Origin of the sequence: Micromonospora sp. DT47, assembly GCF_049844475.1 — a bacterium.
Taxonomy (GTDB): domain Bacteria; phylum Actinomycetota; class Actinomycetes; order Mycobacteriales; family Micromonosporaceae; genus Micromonospora.
Genome location: NZ_JBNCLC010000011.1, coordinates 14,666 through 35,792, shown reverse-complemented (window position 1 = coordinate 35,792; position 21,127 = coordinate 14,666). Strand labels below are relative to the sequence as shown.

Genomic DNA, 21,127 nt, shown 5'->3' with positions numbered 1-21,127 from the left:
GACATGGGCAATGTTCCGCTCGTCGACCTGGCCGCCGCCCACGCGGAGGTGGCCCAGGAGGTCGAGACCGGTTTCAAGCGGATCATCGCCGACACCGCGTTCATCGGTGGCGCCGAGGTTGCGGCGTTCGAGCAGGAGTACGCGGCGTTCAGCGGCGTGCCGCACTGCGTCGGCGTCGCCAACGGCACCGACGCCCTGGAGCTGGCGCTGCGCGCGGTCGGCGTGGGCCCCGGTACCGAGGTGATCCTGCCGGCCAACACGTTCATCGCCACCGCCGAGGCGGTCGCCCGCGCGGGTGGCCGGGTGGTGCTGGTCGACTGCGACCCGCAGACGTACCTCATCGACGTCGAGGCCGCACTCGCCGCCGTCACACCGGCCACCCGGGCGATCGCCCCGGTTCACCTGTACGGCCAGCTCGCCGAGGTCGAGCAGGTCCGCGCCGGGCTCGGCGGACGGGACGTGGCGATCGTCGAGGACGCCGCGCAGTGCCAGGGGGCGACCCGGCACGGCCGCGGTGCGGGCGCCGACGGCATCGCCGCGACCAGCTTCTATCCGGGCAAGAACCTGGGCGCGTACGGCGACGCCGGCGCGGTGGTGACCGCCGACGCCGGCCTCGCCACCACGGTCCGCACGCTGGGCGGCCACGGCGGCTTGAAGAAGTACGCGCACGACGTGGTCGGCATGAACAGCCGCCTCGACGGCCTGCAGGCGGTCGTGCTGCGGGCCAAGCTCGCCCGGCTCGCCGACTGGAACGCCCGGCGCCGCGCCGCCGCCGCCCGCTACGACGAGCTGCTGGCCGACCTCGACGTGGTGCGCCCGGTGACGCTGCCCGGCAACGAGCACGTCTGGCACATCTACTGCGTCCGGATCCCCGGCGACGGCACGCCGGCCCGCCGCGACGCCGTGCTGGCGCGACTTCACGCGGCCGGCGTCGGTGCGGCCATCCACTACCCGGTCCCGGTGCACCTGACCGGCGCCTTCGCCGAACTCGGATACGGGCGTGGGTCGTTCCCGAACGCCGAGCGTGTCACGCCGGAGATCCTGTCGCTGCCGATCTACCCACAGATCACCCCGGACCAGCAGGCGCGCGTCGCCGAGGCGCTGGGGTCCGCCCTCGAGGAGTGATGATCCGGCCCAACCAGAATGAAAACGTTTCTGTCCAAAGCCGACAGCGGTGTCGTCGCTGATCGGACAGGCGGTGTTCGTTCTGGTGTCTGTACGGGCGACACACATCCACCCTGCCTGATCTGGGCGGCCGAACTGGCCTGTCCACTTGGCGTGAAAATCGGTTCAACGGGCAGTTGCCAAGCTGACGAGGATCTCACTACGGTCACGCTAAGTCATTCGCCGGGACGGGGGCTTCCCCGGTGCAGGAGTTGAATCACTTTCCGGCGGAGGGCTGGCAGCAGATGAACCAGACAGCGGGAGTGAGAACAGCCCGACGGTTCGGATCGGTGCCGCCTCGTCGGACCGTGCGATCCACCGTGGCCCTCGCCGTCACGAGTGCGCTGTTCGCGACCGGGCTGGCCGCCGGCGCCCCGCGCGCGGCGTCCGCGGCCACATGTCTACCCAACCCAGTGGTCTGCGAGAACAGCAAGACCGGTACTCCCGCCAGCGTCTGGGACATCGATGGCGCCGGGGACGAGACGTTGCAGGGCTTCGCAGCCGACATGAGCGCCAACGTCGGTGAATCGGTCAGCTTCAAGATCAGGGCAGAGCACCAGTACACCGTTGACATCTACCGCCTGGGCTACTACGGCGGAAACGGCGCCCGCAGGGTGGCCACGTTGCCGGGCACCTTCCCCGCGCAGAACCAGGAAACGCCGTGTGTGACTGACCCTGCCACGCAGATCTTCGACTGCGGCACCTGGGCCGTCTCGACTACGTGGACTGTCCCGTCGACCGCGGTTTCCGGCGTCTACATCGCTCTGCTCACCCGCACCGACACCGGGGGTGCCAGCCACATCACGTTCGTCGTCCGGGACGACAGCAGCACGTCCGACCTGATCTTCAAGACCTCGGACGCCACCTGGCAGGCGTACAACAGCTACGGCGGCACGAACTTCTACTCGGGCCCGAACGGGCGCGCCACCAAGCTCAGCTACAACAGGCCGTTCGCCACCCGCGGGGTTCTCGCCGGCCGGGACTTCCTGTTCAGCACCGAGTACCCGATGATCCGGTTCCTTGAGCGGAACGGGTACGACGTCACCTACACGACCGACGTCGATGCTGACCGCCGGGGCGATCTGATCCGGAATCACAAGGTCTTCCTCTCGGTCGGGCACGACGAGTACTGGTCGGGCCCGCAGCGCGCCGACGTCGAGGCCGCCCGCGACGCCGGCACCAGCCTGGCCTTTTTCAGCGGTAACGAGGTCTACTGGAAGACCCGGTGGGAGCCCAGCAAGGATGGCAGCAACACCGGGCACCGGACGCTCGTCTGCTACAAGGAGACCTGGGCGGGTACGAAGAGCGACCCGTCGCCCGAGTGGACCGGCACCTGGCGCGACCCACGGTTCAGCCCGCCGTCGGACGGTGGGCGTCCGGAGAACGCACTCACCGGGACGGCGTTCATGGCCAACAGCGACGACCTGGCGCTGCAGGTGCCGGCCGGGCAGGGCCGGAACCGCCTCTGGCGCAACACGTCCGTGGCGAATCTCAGCGCCGGTCAGACGGCGACGCTGGCACCGCACACGATCGGGTACGAGTCGGACGAGGACCTGGACAACGGGTTCCGGCCGGCCGGGCTCATCCGGCTGTCCACCACGACCGGCGAGACCCCGGAGTACCTGCGCGACTTCGGCAACGAGGTGACGCCGGGCACCACCACCCACCATCTGACGCTCTACCGCGCGGCCAGCGGGGCTCTGGTGTTCGGCGCCGGCACGGTGCAGTACGCCTGGGGCCTCGACGCCAACCACGACAGTGGCTTCGATCCGGTGACCCCGGCCGACGCCCGGATCCAGCAGGCCACGGTCAACTTGTTCGCCGACATGGGGGTGCAGCCGGCAACGCGGATGAGCGGCCTGGCCGCCGCCACCGCGTCCACCGACACGGTCGGCCCGACCGCGGGTATTGTCTCGCCCGCCGCCGCAGCAAGCTTCGCCAACGGCACGAGGATCACCCTGCAGGGCACCGCCAGTGACAGCGGCGGCGGCGTGGTGGCCGGCATCGAGGTCTCCACCGACGACGGCGCGACCTGGCATCCGGCCACCGGGACCGACTCCTGGTCCTACAGCTACCACGCCACGGGCGACGGCTCGTCGACGGTGCAGGTGCGCGCCACCGACGACAGCGCGAACATCGGCACGACGACGGTTCGACAGATTCCCCTCGCCGGCTCCACCTCCCTCTTCGGCGACCGGGTGCCGGGACATCCGGCCGCGAACGACACCAGCGGCGCGGAGTTGGGCGTCAAGGTGGTGCCGCTGATCGACGGGTTCGTCAAGGGTGTCCGCTTCTACAAGGGCCTCGGAAACAACGGCACCCACGCCGGCAGCCTCTGGTCGGCCGACGGTGACCTGCTGGCCGCCGGCACGTTCACCGGAGAGACCGAAACCGGCTGGCAGAAGCTGCTCTTCTCGACCGCGGTCCCGGTCGTTGCCGGCACCACGTACGTGGCCTCCTACACCGCGCCCGCAGGGCGCTACGCGGCCGACCCGTGGGCCTTCGTCTACGCCGACCACCTCGCTCCACCGCTCAAAGCTCCGCGCGATCACGAGGCCGGCGGCAACGGCGTCTACGGCAGTCCCGGCCAGTTCCCCGTCCGGTCGTACAAGGCCACGAACTACTACGTGGATGTGCTGTTCGATTCGTCCACGCTGACGCCGCCCGACGTCACCACGGTGACGCCCACCCCGAGCGCCCTGTACGTGCCCGTCTCGACGGCGCTCACCGCGACCTTCACCAAGCCGATCGATCCGGCCACGCTGCAGTTCACGCTGACCGACAGTGGCGACGGCGCCGTCGGCGGATCGGTCTCCTACGACGGCACGGCGAAGACGGCGACCTTCACGCCGGTGGCGCTGTCTGCCGGGCAGAGGTTCACCGCCAGCGTTACGGCGTCGGACCCCAACGGCAACGCGATGGGCACGCCAGAGATCTGGTCGTTCACCACCGACCCCGCGAACACGACGATCCACACGCTGTTCTCGCCAACCGACACGCCCGCCACGGCAGCGGTCAAGGACCCCGGTGCGGTCTCGGTCGGCGTGAGGTTCACCTCGGCCGCCGACGGCTCGTTGATCGGCGTGCGCTTCTACAAGGGCACCGGCAACGGCGGCACGCATACCGGAAGCCTGTGGTCGTCGACCGGCGCGCGGCTCGCCACGGCGGCCTTCGTCAACGAGTCCGGCAGCGGCTGGCAGACGGTGTACTTCGCCGAACCGGTGCAGGTGACCGCGGGCACGACGTACGTCGCCTCGTACTTCGCGCCCCGCGGCAACTATGCCGTGACGAGTGGCTTGTTCTCCAGCACCTGGACGAACGGCCCGTTGAGCGCACCCGCCGGCGGCAACGGCGTCTACGTGTACGGATCGGACGCCTTCCCCACCAGTACGTGGGGCAGCAGCAACTACTGGGTCGAGCCGCTATTCGTCGCCTCCCCACCACCGCCGCAGCCGACCGTGCCGGTGGGCGCGGTGACGGTGTTCGCGGACACGGCGACGCCGGTGAACCCGAACTGGAACGATCCGGCGGCGATCGAGGTTGGCATGCGCTTCTCCTCCGACGTGGCCGGCTCGGTCAACGGAGTGCGCTTCTACAAGGGGGTCGACAACACAGGCACCCACACTGGGTCGCTGTGGTCATCGAGCGGCGCCCTGCTGGCGACCGGCAGGTTCGTCGGCGAGACGGACTCCGGCTGGCAGACGATGCTGTTCTCATCGCCGGTCGCCATCACCGCGAACACACCGTACGTCGTGTCGTACTCGACCCCCAGCGGCCACTATGCGGTGGACGTGAACGGATTCTCCGCCGGCGTCACCAACGCGCCCCTGCGGGTGCCCGCAGGCGGTGGCTCCTACCAGTACGGTGGGGGCTTCCCGGTCTCTGGAGTCAACCACAACTACTGGGTCGACGTGGTGTTCACGCCGGGCAGCTGAGAGGAGACACACGTGCGGCTCCGGGGGCTGGCCGGGTGAGGCTCGGCGTCGGCGAGGACGACTCGCTCTTCTCCCGCGCGAGCCGGGCCCTGGGGTGGAGCTTCGCGAGCGCCGCCGTGAGCAAACTGAGCACGCTGGCGATCGGCATCGTTCTCGCGCGGCTCCTGGGTCCGCACGAGTTCGGCACCTTCGCCGTGGCGACCGTGGCGCTGCTCGCGGTGCTCAGCTTCAACGAGCTCGGGGTGAGCCTGGCCATCGTCCGGTGGCCGGGCGATCCCCGGGAGATCGCGCCAACGGTCGCCACGATATCCGTGGTATCCAGCGCTCTGATCTGCGGGGGCTGCTACATCGGCGCGCCGGCGTTCGCCGCCGCGATGGGCGACCCGTCCGCCACGCCGGTGGTCCGTGTGCTCGGGTTCAGCGTGATCGTCAGCGGCCTCGCGGCTGCGCCTGTGGCGATGCTCCAGCGCACCTTCCGGCAGGACCGCAAGATGGTGGCCGACCAGGTGGCCGGTTGGACCAGTGCGCTGGTCTCTGTGGCGCTGGCGCTGTCCGGCATCGGTGCGATGAGCCTGGCCATCGGGCAGCTCACCGGATCGATCGTCGGCGCCGCCCTCTTCATCGCCTTCGCGCCGCGCTCGCTGCGGTTCGGGTTCGACTCCAGGCGGGCCCGGGCGCTGCTGCGTTTCGGCCTGCCGCTGGCCGGCTCCAGCATCGTCGTCTTCGCGTCGACCAATGTGGACAAGATAGTCGTGGGCGTGGTCCTCGGCCCGGTGCCGCTGGGCTTCTACGTCCTCGCCGCCAACCTCTCCAACTGGCCGGCGACGATGTTCTCCCTACCGGTCCGGTCCGTGGCGCCCGCACTCCTGGCCCGCCTGCAGCACGACCCGCCGATCATGCGGGCGACGTTCCTGTCCACGGGCGGCCTGCTGGCAGCAGTGACCCTGCCCGCCTGTGTGGTGCTGGCGGGCGCCGCCGAGCCGCTCATCACCCTGGTGTACGGGCAGGTGTGGCAGCCGGCCGCTGCAGCGCTCGCCTGGCTCGGCCTGCTGGCCGCGCTGCGCATCATGTTCGAACTGGTCTACGACTACTTCGTCGTGCTGGCGAACACCCGGGTGGTGTTCACCGTGCAGTTGGTCTGGCTGGTCGCGCTGGTACCCGCGCTGTATACGGGGGCGCGACTGGGCGGCGGGTCCGGCGCGGCGGCCGGCGCGCTCGCCGTGGGAGCTTTCGTGGTCGCGCCCGTCTACCTGTACGAGCTGGCGCGTACCGGCGTGACGCCGGGCGCATTCGGCCGTCGACTGGCGAAGCCGGTGCTGGCCGCCCTCGGCGTCGGCGGCGCCGCACTGCTCGCCACGCATCTGATCGCGAGCGACCTGGTTGCCGTCCTGGTGGCAGGTCTGGCGGCGGCGACCGCGCTGGGGCTGTTGCTGTACGGGATGCGCGACGCTGTCCGTTCGTTGCGGACGGTGGGAAGCCCCGAGGTCGCTCCCGACACCGCACCGGCCTCGGTCTAGGATCCGTTCCTCGTCAGCGCCGCTTGGGCGAGCGCGACCTGGTTGAAATCCTCGGCGGCTCGGGTGCCCCGCAAGGCCCGATAACGCTGGCCCACCTTGTGCGCGACGACGCCCGTCAGCGAGCGGAAGCCTTCGCCGCTCTGGGCGAGCACGCTCCGTCCCGCTCGCGCCTCGGCAAGCGCCTCATGGTAGATGTTCTCCTGAATGCCGGCGGCTCGTGCCAGGCTGAAGCGATCCTCGGCGAGCCGGCGGCCGTACGCCCCGAGCGAGGCCCGGCGTGCGGGGTCGGCGATCAGGTCCCGGAGGATCCCTGTGAGCCGCTCGGCACCGCCCCTGCCGTCGGCAACCCCGTACCAGCCCTGCTGAAGGAACAGGTCACAGCTGCCTGGAGTGAGTAGCTCCCAAAAGCCCCGCTCCCCCTGCACCACCAACGGACGGCCGAAGGCCAGTGCGCGCAGTGCGGAGCCCCCCATGCCGAGCATGATGTCGGCGGCGGCATACGCCGGCCGCGGGTCGAACAACTCGCCGGTGAGCACCACCGCACGGCGGCCTGCCTTCGCGTTTGCCTTCGCGGCTCGATCCTCCACCATGTCGCGGGCGGCGCCGTCACCGACGACCACCAGCCGGACCGGAAGCTCCCGCGCGAGATCGCCGACCACGTCCACCGCCGTGAGGACGCCCTCGAGCTTGAGCTCAGGCACGAGACGGCAGACGACCCCGATGTCCACGCCGTCCCGGTCCTGCAGGCCGTGTGCCGACCGGAACGCATCGACGGGCTGATCCGGCCCGTTGTGTACGAGGTCGACGGGCGGTTCGATGAGATGAACCAGCCCGGGCCGGTTCACCGCCGCCCGCTCCTGTATCGCCCTCGTGCCTACGACCAGCGGCATGGAGCGGGGTATGAAGGGCGCCACCGCCATCGACATGACGGTACAGACGGCGGCGGCCCTGCCGGTCGGAAAGGTGGCGGCCGCCGCCTCGAGGGCCGGCGGCCACTCGTAGCCGTGTATGACGTCAACACCACGCTCGGCGACGAGGCGTCGAAGTTGACGGACGACCTGCGGGGAGGGGCGGCGGCGCCGCTCGGGCAACATGAGGTGGGGCAGATCCAACTCCCGTACCCGCTGGACCAGGGGTCCGCCCTCGCTGATCACGGATACCTGGTGACCAAGATCGCGGACTGCGGCGGCAAGCTCGATCGCGTTGAGCTGGCTGCCACCGAGCGCCATCGCGTGGGGATAGACAAGAATCTTCAGCCCTGCGCGGCTCATATTTCTCCGTACGTCGCTGGTCAACTGGTCGCGATTCTAAGAACCCATCGAGCCCGCATCCCACACCTTTGCAATGTCCAGCCGGCCGGGGTCGGAATGCCGACATCCGCGACGGCGCGTAGCGGCGCAAAGCGGGGATGTCGACCCATCCAGGGGATGACTCGGATCAGCCGGCATCGTTAATGTTTGGGCGCTAGGGCGTCGGCTTGTTGGCTTGGGCCGCACCGTCGTCCACATCGACGGAGGGGCGGCGGGACTCGCGGCCGGCGGAGGAGACATCACGTGGACTTCTGGGACGCCACCAAGGTGATGATGCGGCGCTGGTACATGACGCTGCCTCTCCTCCTGCTCACCATCGCCGGCACGGGCTTCACCGCGACGGCGGTGGAGGCGGACTACGTGCTGACGTCGTACGTCCAGCTCATTCCACCCCAGACGTCCGTGGACCCGGAGGAAGCGAGGAAGTTCCCCGTCAACCCCTGGAACCTGCTCGGGCTCGAGGCGCTGAGCCAGGCCGCCAACTACACCACTGTCGACCAGACCTTCCTGGACCGGCTCGAACGAGAGGGCTACAGCACGAGCTTCAAGATCACCTCTGGCGACCCCGTAGCTGGCGCCACCATTGAGGTGATCGGAGAGAGCCGGGCACAGGCCATCCAGACCACCGAGACCGTCATCACGCGCTACCGCGAAAGCGCCCTCGCGCTGCAGACCCAGTACCGGGTGCGAAGCCAGGACCTGATCACGGTGCAACGGCTCGACCAGGGGGAGAATCTCAAGCGTCCGGGTGGCAAGGTCAAGCGCGCCATCATCGCGGTCTTCGGTACCGGGATGCTGATCATGTGTGGAGTGACGATCGGCGGGGATGCCCTCCTGCGACGCCGTCGGCTGCGGCGACAGGCGGCGGACGGACAGGCGGCCGACGAGGTCGACGACGAGTCGACCCGTGCGGTCCAACCGCCTCACTGGGCGCCGGCGGGCGGCAACGACGGTGAGACGGTCCGCACCCGGGTTCCGGCCAGCATCCCTCCGCGCGGAGGGGCTCAAACCGCCCTCCAGCCCGCCACGCGCCGACCGACACCTGCATCGGAGGTGCCAAGTGACCCGACCATCGTGCTGCCGACCCTGCGCCGGAATCTGAACGACGAGGGCGGGAACCGGCGTTGAGCGCGCCGGGCATCCAACTCACCGATTTCGAACCCGCGCTGGCCGGTCAGCGTACCTACGCCACGCGGCGGAGGAAAGGGTCGCTGGACGCAGCCCTGGTCTTCGCCGTCATGCTTTGCCTGCTGACGATCCTGCCGTCGCTGCTCATCCTGCCCAGCACGAGCGCCGACATCGGTCGGCCCGCCGTCATCCTCTGCGCCCTCATGTTCGCTTGGTGGATCGGGTCCCGCTTTCACCCCCGACTCGCCATGTCCGGTCCTCAGCCGATTCGGTGGGCCACGCTCATCTTCTCGCTGTCTCTCCTCATCTCCTACGCCGTCGGTTTCGTACGAGGCCTGACGACGATGGAGGCGAATGCGGCCGACCGTCTTCTACTCGCTACGGCCGCGTTCTTCGGCGCCATCCTGATGACCGCGGACGGCCTGGCGAACTGGGACCGGCTCCGCCTGGTCCTGCGGGTCTTCGTCTGGTGCTGCGCCTTCATGTCGGTGGTGGGGCTGCTGCAGCAGGTACTGCCCGTGGACCCCGTGCAGTACCTGCAGATTCCGGGCCTCCAGTCAGGTGAGCTCATCGGACTGCAGGAACGGGGCGGCGGGGTACGGGTCGCCGCCACGACCACGCACTACCTGGAACTGTGCGGCACCTTGTCCCTGGCGTGGCCCATCGCCATCCACTTCGCGACGTACGCCGAAAGTTCCAGGCGCCGGCGTCAATACACTCTCGCCGCCATCCTCATAACCCTCGGTATTCTCGAGACGATCTCGCGCTCGGGCATGATCGCGGTGGCGATCGCGGCTCTGGTGTTGATGCCGCTATGGACCTGGCGTAAGCGTTACAACACGCTGGTTCTCGGCGTCGTCATCTTCGGGGTCCTAGCAGCAGCCTCCCCATCGCTGGGCCGGACGCTGATCAACCTGTTCGCAGATGCCAGCGACGATCCCAGCATCACGTCACGAACCGAGCGCTACGCCATGGTTGGTTACTACTTTTCCCAACGACCATGGTGGGGCCGGGGTACCGGCACGTGGGTTCCTCCGATGTACCAGTACCTGGACAACCAGTGGCTTCGCACGGCATTGGAAAACGGCATCATCGGTATGGCGGCTCTTGCGATGCTGCATCTCGTCGCCTTGTCGCTGGCGGCGATCGCGTTCCGTCGTTCGTCCACGCCGGAGGACCGGCACCTCTGCCTGGTCCTTGTCGCCGTACAGTTGCAGGCCCTGTTCCTCGCCTACACGTTCGACGTGATGGCCTACTCGACCTACACGACCGCGCTCGGCATCATGATTGGAACGTGCGGGACCGTCTGGCGATTCACCCATCCCACGGGACAGGTACGGACCTCGACGACGCGCTGGTTCGGTCCGTAATAGTCCCGGTGAGACCCAGCAGCTCCGCCATGCGGTCGGCACGTCGCCGCCAGCTGTGACGCTCTGCGAACGCCCGTCGTTGGGCCGCGAGCGTTTCCGTCCGCGGCGTCGCCAGAGCCCTCCTCACCCTCTCAGCGAACGCCCCCGGCTCATCGGCAATCGCGATCAGGTCGGTGTCCAGCCATCTCGTGGCGGGCAAGGAGGTCGCCACGACCCCTCGGCCCGCGGAAAGGTACTCAAGAGTCTTGAGCGGGAAGCTGGCCCGGTTGAACGGGGTGTCGGCGTACGGTGTCAGTCCGACGTCGATGAGACGCATGAACGAGGGCATGTCCGGGTACGGGCGGGGGCCGGCCCACCAGACGTTCCTGCGGGCCGTGAGAGTCGCAAAGCGTGGCGACTGGAAGCCGTCCCCGAGAGCCCCGACGATCAGCAGTGAACACCCGGTATCGGCCACGGCCTCCAGCAGCGCCAGATCGATCCGATCGTTGATGTAACCGAGGAACCCCGCGATCGGCCGCTCGAGCGGCACCCCTTCGGGCGGTGCCACGGAGTCGACGTCGGCGAAGACGTCCGGGGCGCAGCCGTTGGGAACGATCTCGGCGGAGATTCCGTCCCGGGCGAACCGCTGCCGCAGGCCGGGTGACACGACGGCGACGGCGTCGGCGCCCCGGACCGCGGCCCTCTCGGCACGCTCCAGCCGTCGACGCGGCAGGCCGAGCATGTCAGCACCCGCGACCAGGTCATCCGTGACGTACAGCAGCCGGCGCCGGGCGGGGAGTGCACACCATGCCTCGTCGACCCGGCTCGAGACGACGGCGGCGACGGGAGCTCCCTCGCCACAGAGAGAAGCAACCGCCGAGACCACCCCGCGGCTCACCATCGGCGCCCGGAGGTGACGGAGGACCGGCCGGGTCATTCCCGGTATGACGCGGGTGATCAGACGCGCCATACGCGGGTGGTGCAGCTGGAGACGAGGCTGGTTGCTCAATGCGGCGTGATGCGGCTTGAGCAGTTTCGTCAAGGCGGAAACCGGGGGGTCGACGTACAACACCGGGCCGTACCTCGTCAGCTCGCTGGCCATCTGCCGGTCCGTCCCCGCCGGGCCGTCCCACCACCCGGCCGCGAGATACACGATCAGGTCTTCGCGACTGCCGTGGAGTCGCTGGCGCAGCTCAGTCACCATCCCTCCCGCGGGCGGGCGCGGTCAGTTCGGCCCGGCGACGCCGTCGCAGCTTCGCCACCCGCTCACCGCCGAGGAGCCGTTTGGCCGCTACCACCGCGAACGCCGCCGAGGAGGTCGTCAGGCTCAGCGCGAGGGGCCGCGGGCGCAGCGCGAAGCCCACCATGTCGACCTCGTCCCAGCAAACGTCGCTCAGCGACTGCTTGTACTGGGCGTCGCCGAATCCATAGTCGAACCCGTCCACCTCGGGGTCTGCCGCGAGCTCCTCGAGCACTCGCGTCAGGAGGATCGCGCCGGGTTCGTCAGCGGCGAGGGACTGGTCGAAGGCTGTCTCGAAGAGAAAGAAAGTTCGTCCGTGCAGGACTCCGTTGACGTACGCAACCGGCACGTCATCGACCAGGAGCAGCCAGACGCGATAAGCCCCGCCATCCGTTGCCCACGTCATCAGCGCCCGGTGCAGCTCGTCGTCGATGAAACCGACACCGATCCCGCGCTGGTAACTTTTGCCAGCAACAGCCTCCAGCATTCGCAACCCGGTGGCGGCATCGTCTCCGGGACCGATCCGGTGCACCGACAGCTTCCCGCCGCCCCCGGTCACCTCGTCGAGCTTGCGTAACCGCCGCCGCAGACGCCATCGGGTGCCCTTTGATCGCGCCGCGAGAAAAGCGGCGAAGCCGCCGGACAGATCAGACCGGTGACGCTTGAGCGGCGAGGACGCATGGGCACGGCGATACCAGGGAAGATGACGCAGCGCCGCCTCGTACAGGGGGCCACCCAGCTCGATTTTCGACAGTTCGAGGGCGTCCAACTTGTGGCGCCGCAGCGTGTCGAGCAGTGACCGCATGACCAACTCGTAGTCGGATCGGCTCTCAGCGCCGATGACGCCCCCGGGCACGACGACGAGCCGGGTTGCCGTCATGGAGAGCACCGTGCGGTAGCCGACCCTGACCGGAACAGGGCGGCGTTCGACGCGCCCCACCACGAGAATCGGAGGCCTGACACCGTCGCGGATCATGAGCACATGCGGCCGCACGTCGTCGCGGGAGGCCCTGAGAACCAGCGTGAAGAGCGCTCGAGCGGCATGTGGACTCGTGACCGACATGGCGTCCCATTGCTCAGCAATGGAGTCGACCTCGGCAATGGTTCTCGCGACGGTGATGTTCATCAGCACCTCTCCTCGGCCCGGGACGCCCGACTCGACCACGTCGTCGCATCCACGGGACGGGGCGGCAGGTCTCACGCTCACTGTTCGGGGTCGAGCGAGTCCGGCGGGCGTGCTGGTACGGCGGAAGTCCGGGCGCGTCCCTTCGCTCCGGCGATGCACGCCGAGCCTTCCATGCCATCTTCCCAGCGACAACAGGCTCGCCGGGGCGAACTCTCGGTCAGACTGTCGGAACAACGACCGCTTCGGTTGTTTGACCCGCCGATCCGCGACGTTAGGTTTGCGGGCGAGCGTCCTCGCTCCCCGGCCGGTCCGGCCGCTGGTCACAGGCCCGTCGAGTACGGCCGGGCCAGGGCCGGAAGAGAAGGGAAATTCTGAATGCCTTTGCAGTCGATTCGCGAGCGTGCGGTCGTCGGGGCTGACTCCTGGGGCGGACACAGTCGGGCCCGCCGGTGGGACTGGCTCGTGCGGACCTTCCCGGACCTCGACCAGATGTCCGTCATCGACCTTGGAGGCGAGCCGGGCACCTGGACTGCATCTCCCGTGCACCCGAAGCACGTGCACGTGGTGAACATCGAGGCGCTCCCGAGCGACGTACCCGACTGGATCGAGGTCGACCTGGGCGATGCCTGCGCCCTGCCGGAGCAGATCGCGACCCGCCGGTATGACCTCGTGTTCTCAAACTCGGTGCTCGAGCACGTCGGGGGTCACGAACGCCGGCTGCGGTTCGCCGAAACGGTCCACCAGCTGGCGTCGCAGCACTGGGTCCAGACCCCGTACCGGTACTTCCCCGTCGAGCCACACTGGATCGCTCCCGGCATGCAGTACCTGCCGGTACGGGTGCGCGCCTCCCTGGCGCAGTGGTGGCCTCTCGCGCACGTCAGGTCCGCGGACCTCCGCGAGGCGCTCGGCGGGGTGCTGTGGACGGAGCTCGTCGACAAGACCCAGATGCGTTACTACTTCCCGGACTCGCAGATCCGCACCGAGCGCTTGATGGGCCTCGCCAAGTCGCTGATCGCTATCAAGACCGTGCGCTGAGGCGGTGGACGTGCCCGCTGCGCTGCCTGCCCCCGCGTCCGGCGAGCGAGCGTCCCGGTGAAGGCATTTCTGGCAGTCGCCTGGCAGCCGGGCGTCGCCATCCGCTTCCGACGACCCGACCCGCGGGTGCTCGCCTGCCTGACCGACGACGACACCCCTGTCGGTGCGGTGCATGCGGCGGAGAATGGCTGGACCGCCTGCGCGGGGCCCGATGCCGGCGACTCGATCGTCGGTGATGATGGAAGCTTCACCATCAGAATCGGGCGGATGGCCCGCACTCCGGAGCGGGATGTCCCGACGTCCGACCTGCCGGCCATGATCATGGATGGCAGAGATCTGACGTCGATGCTCCCTCCCTTCGCCGCCGTACACCGAGCGCACAGGTCTGCCCCGTTGACCATCGTCAGTGACTGGCTCGGGTTTCATCAATTGTTCTGGTGGCGTGGCAACGGGGTGGTGGCCGCCTCGACGAGCGCGAGGGCACTTGCGGCGTTGGCCGACGCCGGTTTCGACGCCGTTGGGCTGGGCGTCCAGGCCATGATCGGCTGGCAGATCGGTGACCACACGATGTTCCGAGGTGTGCGGACCTTTCCGCCAGCCACCGTCGCCACCCTCGACGGGGGAAGGATCGTCCAACGGCAGTACGCGGATCCCCCTGCGGCTGCTGCCCGGACGCCCAACCTGGACGATGCTGTCGCCGAGATGGCCTCGGTGCTGCGTGGATGGCAGCAGAGCTACTTGAGCGACCACCCGGACGCCGTGCTGCAGCTGACCGGCGGGCACGATTCGCGCATCCTTCTCGCTGCGACTCCCCAGCAGATGCGAGCCGGGCTCAATGCGCTGACGCTGGGCGACCCGGACAGTGATGATGCGGAGATCGCAGCCCGCCTCGCGGCACCGTTCCAGATGAATCACGTGGTTCATCGGCTCGACGAGCAGGCGTGGCCGACGCCTCAGGGGGCCCACGACCTGTCTCTCGCCGCCGCTCGAGCGCTGCACTGCCAGGCCAGCCCGCTCGCATTGGTTCCGTTGCTGCTGGCGGAGGCCCATCTCGATCAAGGGCACCGGCTGTCAGGTCTGGGCGGAGAGGTCGCGCGCGGCTTCTACTACGCCGGGCAACCGAGACGTGCGAGGACCACGGGCCAGTTGATCGAGCGGTTGGCGAACTGGCGGCTGTTCAGCAACGAATCCGTGGAGGCTCAGGCGCTCGACTCCACATTTCTCGCCTCGGCCCGGGACACGACGATCGCGGCTCTCAAGTCCCTCTTCGCGCCCGGCGACTGGCTCCGTGCGACCGACGAGTTCTACCTGATGCATCGGATGCACCGGTGGGCAGGCGCACATGGGACCGTCGCGGCCGTACGACGGCATTACGTCAATCCCATGTTCGACCGGCGCTTCGTCGAGCTGGCGCTGGGCGTGGCCCCGAGAGACAAGCGGGACTCCCTACTGCTGGGCCGGCTTATGAAGGAGCTGGATCCGAAGCTGGCACGCATTCCGCTCGACTCCGGGCTGTCTCCCGCTCGCCTCGGGACCCGCTCGGTGGTGACGACGCTGGCAACACAGACGCTCGCCGCGCGCAAGGTGACCCTCAAGGTCAGCCAGCGGCTCACCCGTGCCCGCCGCCCGCAGTTGGGGGCCGCGGAGGCGGCGGCGCTGGTTCTCACGCACTGGCGTGCGGAGCCGAAGACGTGTCAGGCCCTGTACGACGTCACGTCGGACGGCGCTCCGGTTTTGCAACCGCGATGGCTGGACGACGTGTTGTCCGGCGGCCGGCACGCTCAGCCGACGACGGTTGCCTTCCTCGTCGACCTCCTGGCCGCCACAACCTGACACCTCAGGGCATCAGCGGTTCACGTGAGGCGTCCCAGTAGTTGTTCTGCCAGAGCACCGCTCCGTCGCAGTTCGCGGTGGGCCCATAGAACCCACCCTTGGCGTAGATGATCCCGCTGAACCGGTTGTTCGTCACCCGAAGGTTCGGCGCCGTCTTCCCGGGCGCGCCGCAGTACAGGACATAGTTGCCGCCAGCCAGAAGGTTGTTGTCGACGACAACGTCCTTCACGATCGATCCCACAGGAATCTCGTTGTAGATCGCTACGGCATGCCCGTTCTGGCTGTTCATGAGGACGGTGTTGTGGCGAAGGGTGATACCCACCCCGCCGTCGGACGGGAAGCCGCTGTTGTGACTCGATTCGGTCGAACTGATGGCGGCGACATAGCTGTCCTCGATATGGACGTCAGAGCCGAGCTTGGCTGCCGCGCCGAGGTTGTGGAAGTACGCCCGACGCACCGTGTACTTGTTGAACGCCATACCATGCGCGTCGGGGTCGTTCAGTCCGTCGAACTCCACGTCTTCCACCACGAGGCCCGCTCCCACGTCGATCAGACCACCGTTACCGTCAGGCTCGTAGTTCTTCACCATCGGCTGGTTGGAGCAGGCGATCCTGGATCGCTTGATCGTGACGTTCCTGGCCCGTACCTGGACGCATCCCCGGATGTCGAGCCCGTCGATGACCGTCCCAGGCTTGGCGATGGTGAAGGGGTCCTGGTGCACGGTCTTGAGCCGCACTCCGGTGTGCCGCCACCCCGTGTTCGTCTCGTCCGGGTATCCGCACGCGCTCGGGGTCTCGGCACACCACTTCTGACCGTTCCCCGGCTGCGGCGCTGCGCTCGGGCTTGCCGATGAGGTAGAGGGGCGGGCACCGCGGGACGCCGAAGCGGCGGGTGACGGTGCCGCGCCCAGTCGGTCGCGGGCTCCGGCTGGCCGGGAGCCTTGCGGTGCCGCGGCACTGGCGGCCGGCTCCTGGTGGTCAATCGGGCTGGTCCGGTGGCGGTCGTCCGCCCGCGCCACAATCGCGCCGGCAAGGAACAGGACCGCCGTGACGACGGCAGCGGTGATGCGGATACGGCGTCCGGTCACTCGAATCTTCATCGTCGCGGTCACGCTCTTCCGGTTGTCACTGGACTGCTTTGGACCGGGTCGGCTCCGGCCCATTCTGGCAGAAAACACCCCTGCCACAGCGGCACAACTCCGTCTGGTCAGGACGAGTCGCGGTTGACCACCGCCGGCGACCACGCGTGGGGCACGAGCACGCGCGGGGCACCGGAGCCGTCGGCCGGCACCGCCCAGATGTCGCTGGTCGCGACGCCGGTCTCGTCGGTACGCGGCAACCCGTAGACGACCGTCGCGTTGTCCAGCCACTCGACCTGGTCGTCGACGCTGCGATTCTCCGCCAGCACAGTCTCTTTCCCCGTGGTCAGGTCGTACACGGCCAACCGCCACTGTCCCGCGGGCAGCTTGCCGCGCTTCTTGAAGCCGATTCGCGTGCCGTCCGGCGACAGCGACGGACATTCCACGTCACCGCGCACGGCCGTCATCCGCCGGGCGGACAGGCTTCCCTCGACGAGCCAGGTCCTTCCGCCTGACGCGGCGGTGGCGTAGAAACGGTCGTCGTCAACGAACGTCACACCCCAGACGTTGCGGTCGGCGGCCGTCACGCGCCGCCCGTCAACCAGGAGCCGGAACTGCTCCAGGTCGGCGGAGGCCCCTCTGTCGACGGGGATGACCAGGGTGCGGGTCGAGAACTGGCCGGGCTGTGCGTACGAGTCGCCGTACACGAAGGTTGTCGTCGCCACCAGGGAACCGTCGCGGGAGAGCCGGGCCCGGCTCGGCAGCCCCGCCAACGGCAGATCACCGACCGGCGCCCAGTCGCGGCCCAGCACCTGCGCCCGGTAGGTGTTGGTGATCCCGCGCCGGGCCGACAGGCAGACCGCGCGGTCGGTCGTGGCGTACACCCGCTCGCAGGACGCCGGCGTGACGGCGCGGGGACCGGCCGGCGAGGACACCGGCACGACAGCAACCCTGCCGTACCCGTCGCCAAGGGCGGTGTTGCGGAACACGAGATGGGGTCCGTTGACCACGGCGGCGAGGTCGGTGCGCGGGACGAGGGGCGCGGCTTCCACCTTCCCCTGCAGGTGCCGGGCGCGCAGCACGTACCCGGTGGCGGCCATGACCGCGAGCAGCACGACGCCGGCCAGCACGGCCAGCCGCACGCGGGCCGTCACGCCGCGACCGTCCGATCGGCGGGACGGAGCAGCCACCAGGCCGCCGGCAGGGCCGCGACGAGCAGGGCGGCCACGAGCAGCAGGGCGTGACCGCGCCCGAGCACCACCCACAGGCTGCCGAACCCGACCGCGGCGACGAACCGGGCCAGCGCGACGACTGTCTGCGCCGCGGCTATCCCGCTCCCTCTCGTCTCGGCGCCGATTAGCCGGCTGATCAGAGCGGGAAGCACGCCGTCGGTCGCCGCGTAGAAGGTGCCCAGCAGGAGCAGGACGACGATCGTCGCGGTCACTCCGGTGAAGGGCCCCCCGGCCGCCAGGTAGGCGGCGACCAGCGCCAGGTGGCCCCCGACGAGCACGCGCGCCCGGCCGACCCGGTCGGCCAGCCGCCCCAGCGGCAGCGCGAGGATCAGGTACGCGACATTGCTGCCGACGTACAGCAGCGGAAACATCGCGGCGGCGAGATCGTCGCGCTGCTGCAGCGACAGGTAGAGGAAGCCGTCGCCGATTGTCAGGACGCCGAGCAGCGCCGTGGCCGCCAGGGGACGGCGCAGCCGGGGCCCGGCAATCTCGGCCATCACCCGCCGCAGCCGGACGCGTCCCGTCGTCGCGCCGGTGCGCAAGTTCGGTACGAAGAGCACCAGGACTGCGACGCCGACCACGGCGAACGAGAACGACGTGATGAAAACCGAGTCGTAGCTGTGCGGCACCGCGGCCAGCACCGCGAAGGCGAGCAGGGGTCCGAGGACCGCGCCTACGGTGTCGAGAGTGCGGTGCACGCCGAACGCCCGGCCGAGCGCCGCCGGTTCGGAGGCCGCGGCGATGAGTGCGTCCCGCGGCGCGGTGCGCAGGCCCTTGCCCAGCCGGTCCGCCGTCACCACCGCGGTGATCGCGGCAAACCCCTGCGCGGGCAACAGAGCGATGCGGCTGACCGCGGACACCGCGTACCCGACGCCGGCGACCCACTTGGGCCGGCCGCCGCGGTCGCCGGCGTACCCCCCGGCGATCCGCACGAACGCACTGACTCCCTGGTAGAGGCCGTCGACGAAGCCGTAGGCGAGGTATCCCAGGCCCACCTGGGCGGTGAGATACAGCGGCAGGACCGCGGCAACCATCTCCGACGAGACGTCGGTGAGCATGCTGACCACGCCGAGGAGCAGGACCGTGGTCGCCACTCGGCGGGTGCGCGGGCCCGTCGAGTTGACGGGTCGGTCGCGTACCGTGACGTACACCTGGCTGGTCCCGCCCCTTCTCGTCCCGTTGGTCGCAGCCAGTATCCGCACCTCACCGCCGCTGCGGCGACCCCCATCCGGCCGAACATTCTTCGACAGGGATCCGACAAACGGTGGTGGGACACGACCCTCCTATGGATACTCACGGGGTGATCAGCGTGGTGGTGCCGGCCCACAACGAGGCGGCCGTCATCGGACGACTGCTGCGGGGGCTGGTGACCGATGCGCGGCCCGGCGAGTTCGAGATCGTCGTCGTCCCCAACGGGTGCACCGATGACACCGAGCGGGTGGCCGCCTCCGTCGGCGAGCCGGTCCGGGTGGTGCCGGTGGCCTCCGCGGGCAAATACGGTGCGTTGCGGGCGGGGGACGCGCACACCACCGGCGACATCGTTATCTACCTCGACGCCGATGTCGAGATCGGCGCCGACGACCTCCGCCGCCTGGCAGCCGCCCTGCGCGAGCCTGGCGTGCTGGCGGTCGCGCCGGAGCGGCTCGTGGCGACCGCCCGGTCGTCGTGGACGGTGCGCTGGTACTACGACTTCTGGCAGCAGCTGCCAGTCGTACGGGAAGGTCTCTTCGGCCGCGGCGTCATCGCGGTGTCCCGCGAGGCCCGGCGGCGACTCCTCGCCCTTCCCGACGTGATGGGCGACGATCTCGCGGCGTCGGTGACCTTCGCCCCCGACGAGCGGCGCGTGGTGCCGGACACGCGCGTCGTCGTGCACGCTCCGCGCACCCTCGGCGACCTGGTCCGCCGGCGGGTGCGGTCGGTGACCGCGACCACCCAACTGCAGCGGAGCATGCCCAAGGCGGTCCATGCGGCGCGCACCACCCGTGCCGACCTGCTGGGGGTCGTGTCGCGGAGCCCCACCACGGCGCCCAAGCTGGCCGTCTTCCTCGCCGTCACCGCGTTGACCCGCTGGCGCGCCAGGCGCCCGATCCACTCCGGAGACTTCACCACCTGGCTTCGCGACGAGAGCAGCCGCGCCGTATGAGCACCGGGCGCGCCGCGCCGATGGTCGCAGTCGTTGTGGTGACGTACAACAGCGCCGCGGTACTGCCCGGGCTGCTCGCGTCGCTCGACGAGGGATTGTGTGGGGTGCGCTGGCACCTGACGGTCGCGGACAACGCGTCCGCCGACGACTGCGTCGAGATCGCCCGGCGGCTGGTGCCCCACTGCCGAATCGCGCAGACCGGGCGCAACGCGGGCTACGCCGCGGCCTTCAACGCGGCGCTGCGCGTCGCGGAGCCGTACGACGCGGTGCTGATCCTCAATCCCGACGTGCGGCTGCGGCCCGGCGCGGTGGCGACGCTGCTTACCCACCTCGGCGGCGCGGGGCCGGAGCGGGTCGGCATCACCGTCCCGCGCATCCTTGACGAGGACGGCGCGGTCGCACTGTCGCTGCGCCGCGAGCCGACGGTGCCCCGCGCCCTGGGCGAGGCGATCCTGGGCCAGCGGGCCGGCCGATTCCCGGCGCTCGGCGAGACCATCGTCGATCGCGACGCCTACTTCCGCGACGGCACGGTCGACTGGGCCACGGGCGCCGCCATGCTTATGTCCCGGGAGTGCCTGGACGCCTGCGGCCCGTGGGATGAGCGGTTCTTCCTCTACTCAGAGGAGACAGAGTTCGCCCTGCGTGCCCGCGACCGGGGCTTCCTGACGAAGCTGGCGGCCGGTGCCGAGGTGATTCACATCGGCGGCGAGTCACGCGTGTCGCCGGCGTTGTGGACCCTGCTGACCGTCAACCGCGTCCGGCTCTACCGGATGCGTCACTCCCCGCCGGCGACGGCTCTGTTCTGGGCGGCGGTGTTCCTCCGCGAGGCCGCCCGGGCCGTCCTCGGCCACCCGCGCAGCCGTCGGGCCACTGTCGCGCTGATGAGGCCGGCCCGGCTGCCCTTCCCACCCGCGGCTGACAGCGCCGCCCCGTAACGGGGCGCGTCCCGGTTGGTCGCGGTCGTGCCGCGCCGTGGTCTGCCCAGCGCGGCACCTGTCCCACCGTTGCCGGAATGGCCGTGACGTGATCGCGGTACG

General features: G+C 69.5%; 15 protein-coding genes. 9 read left to right on the top strand and 6 right to left on the bottom strand.

Going from position 1 to position 21,127, the window contains the following annotated elements; translation table 11 throughout:
- The first annotated feature begins 3 nt into the window (after positions 1-3).
- The 3 genes from ACLQ2U_RS18360 to ACLQ2U_RS18350 all read left to right on the top strand — a co-directional run bounded on the left by ACLQ2U_RS18360 (position 4) and on the right by ACLQ2U_RS18350 (position 6,616).
- Positions 4-1,125, top strand: a complete 1,122-nt coding sequence (locus ACLQ2U_RS18360) for a DegT/DnrJ/EryC1/StrS family aminotransferase (RefSeq protein ID WP_425751899.1) — start codon at positions 4-6, stop codon at positions 1,123-1,125.
- Positions 1,126-1,472: 347 nt separating this feature from the next.
- On the top strand, positions 1,473-5,099 hold the full coding sequence (locus tag ACLQ2U_RS18355; RefSeq protein ID WP_425751898.1) for a DUF4082 domain-containing protein: 3,627 nt from the start codon (positions 1,473-1,475) through the stop codon (positions 5,097-5,099).
- Between the two features lie 35 nt (positions 5,100-5,134).
- Positions 5,135-6,616 carry an oligosaccharide flippase family protein gene (locus ACLQ2U_RS18350; protein ID WP_425751897.1) on the top strand — a complete coding sequence of 494 codons (1,482 nt, stop codon included), beginning with the start codon at positions 5,135-5,137 and terminating at the stop codon, positions 6,614-6,616.
- Here the strand turns inward: ACLQ2U_RS18350 and ACLQ2U_RS18345 are convergent.
- Positions 6,613-7,911, bottom strand: a complete 1,299-nt coding sequence (locus ACLQ2U_RS18345) for a glycosyltransferase (protein ID WP_425751896.1) — start codon at positions 7,909-7,911, stop codon at positions 6,613-6,615. The genes ACLQ2U_RS18350 and ACLQ2U_RS18345 overlap by 4 nt on opposite strands.
- Positions 7,912-8,169: 258 nt before the next feature.
- Here ACLQ2U_RS18345 and ACLQ2U_RS18340 point away from each other — a divergent pair, with 258 nt between their 5' ends.
- Together ACLQ2U_RS18340 and ACLQ2U_RS18335 are read left to right on the top strand one after the other, a co-directional pair.
- Entirely contained in the window at positions 8,170-9,054 is an 885-nt protein-coding gene (locus ACLQ2U_RS18340; RefSeq protein WP_425751895.1) for a hypothetical protein, read from the top strand.
- Positions 9,051-10,424: an O-antigen ligase family protein gene (locus tag ACLQ2U_RS18335; RefSeq protein WP_425751894.1), complete on the top strand. Its 1,374-nt coding sequence runs from the start codon at positions 9,051-9,053 to the stop codon at positions 10,422-10,424. Before ACLQ2U_RS18340 ends, ACLQ2U_RS18335 begins: the two co-directional genes overlap by 4 nt.
- Here ACLQ2U_RS18335 and ACLQ2U_RS18330 read toward each other — a convergent pair.
- A complete protein-coding gene (locus ACLQ2U_RS18330) occupies positions 10,369-11,604 on the bottom strand; it encodes a glycosyltransferase (protein ID WP_425751893.1) in 1,236 nt (411 codons plus the stop codon). The two genes, ACLQ2U_RS18335 and ACLQ2U_RS18330, sit on opposite strands and share 56 nt — an antisense overlap.
- Complete coding sequence (locus ACLQ2U_RS18325; protein ID WP_425751892.1) at positions 11,597-12,769, bottom strand: GNAT family N-acetyltransferase; 1,173 nt, start codon at positions 12,767-12,769, stop codon at positions 11,597-11,599. Before ACLQ2U_RS18325 ends, ACLQ2U_RS18330 begins: the two co-directional genes overlap by 8 nt.
- A 375-nt stretch (positions 12,770-13,144) precedes the next feature.
- On the opposite strand from ACLQ2U_RS18325, the gene ACLQ2U_RS18320 reads away from it, so the two are divergent.
- Together ACLQ2U_RS18320 and ACLQ2U_RS18315 are read left to right on the top strand one after the other, a co-directional pair.
- Positions 13,145-13,804, top strand: a complete 660-nt coding sequence (locus ACLQ2U_RS18320; RefSeq protein WP_425751891.1) for a class I SAM-dependent methyltransferase — start codon at positions 13,145-13,147, stop codon at positions 13,802-13,804.
- A gap of 57 nt (positions 13,805-13,861) precedes the next feature.
- Entirely contained in the window at positions 13,862-15,637 is a 1,776-nt protein-coding gene (locus ACLQ2U_RS18315; protein WP_425751890.1) for a hypothetical protein, read from the top strand.
- 4 nt (positions 15,638-15,641) lie between these two features.
- Here the strand turns inward: ACLQ2U_RS18315 and ACLQ2U_RS18310 are convergent, their stop codons facing one another.
- From ACLQ2U_RS18310 to ACLQ2U_RS18300, 3 genes are all read right to left on the bottom strand, one after another.
- Positions 15,642-16,748 (bottom strand): right-handed parallel beta-helix repeat-containing protein, encoded by a 1,107-nt coding sequence (locus ACLQ2U_RS18310; RefSeq protein WP_425751889.1) that lies wholly within the window; start codon positions 16,746-16,748, stop codon positions 15,642-15,644.
- 95 nt (positions 16,749-16,843) lie between these two features.
- Positions 16,844-17,869, bottom strand: a complete 1,026-nt coding sequence (locus ACLQ2U_RS18305) for a hypothetical protein (protein ID WP_425751888.1) — start codon at positions 17,867-17,869, stop codon at positions 16,844-16,846.
- On the bottom strand, positions 17,866-19,041 hold the full coding sequence (locus ACLQ2U_RS18300) for an MFS transporter (RefSeq protein ID WP_425751887.1): 1,176 nt from the start codon (positions 19,039-19,041) through the stop codon (positions 17,866-17,868). Before ACLQ2U_RS18300 ends, ACLQ2U_RS18305 begins: the two co-directional genes overlap by 4 nt.
- A 191-nt stretch (positions 19,042-19,232) precedes the next feature.
- Between ACLQ2U_RS18300 and ACLQ2U_RS18295 the strand changes: the two genes are divergently transcribed.
- Positions 19,233-20,090 carry a glycosyltransferase gene (locus ACLQ2U_RS18295; RefSeq protein ID WP_425751886.1) on the top strand — a complete coding sequence of 286 codons (858 nt, stop codon included), beginning with the start codon at positions 19,233-19,235 and terminating at the stop codon, positions 20,088-20,090.
- The gene (locus ACLQ2U_RS18290) at positions 20,087-21,025 is read left to right on the top strand and encodes a glycosyltransferase (RefSeq protein ID WP_425751885.1); all 939 of its coding nucleotides are present in this window, start codon (positions 20,087-20,089) and stop codon (positions 21,023-21,025) included. Before ACLQ2U_RS18295 ends, ACLQ2U_RS18290 begins: the two co-directional genes overlap by 4 nt.
- Positions 21,026-21,127: the final 102 nt, after the last annotated feature.

Bases quoted from the DNA above. Each gene is read 5' to 3' on its own strand.
- ACLQ2U_RS18360 (WP_425751899.1), top strand. From the start codon at position 4: ATGGGCAATGTTCCGCTCGTCGACCTGGCCGCCGCCCACGCGGAGGTG.
- ACLQ2U_RS18325 (WP_425751892.1), bottom strand. From the start codon at position 12,769: ATGAACATCACCGTCGCGAGAACCATTGCCGAGGTCGACTCCATTGCT.
- ACLQ2U_RS18320 (WP_425751891.1), top strand. From the start codon at position 13,145: ATGCCTTTGCAGTCGATTCGCGAGCGTGCGGTCGTCGGGGCTGACTCC.
- ACLQ2U_RS18295 (WP_425751886.1), top strand. From the start codon at position 19,233: ATGGATACTCACGGGGTGATCAGCGTGGTGGTGCCGGCCCACAACGAG.
- ACLQ2U_RS18290 (WP_425751885.1), top strand. From the start codon at position 20,087: ATGAGCACCGGGCGCGCCGCGCCGATGGTCGCAGTCGTTGTGGTGACG.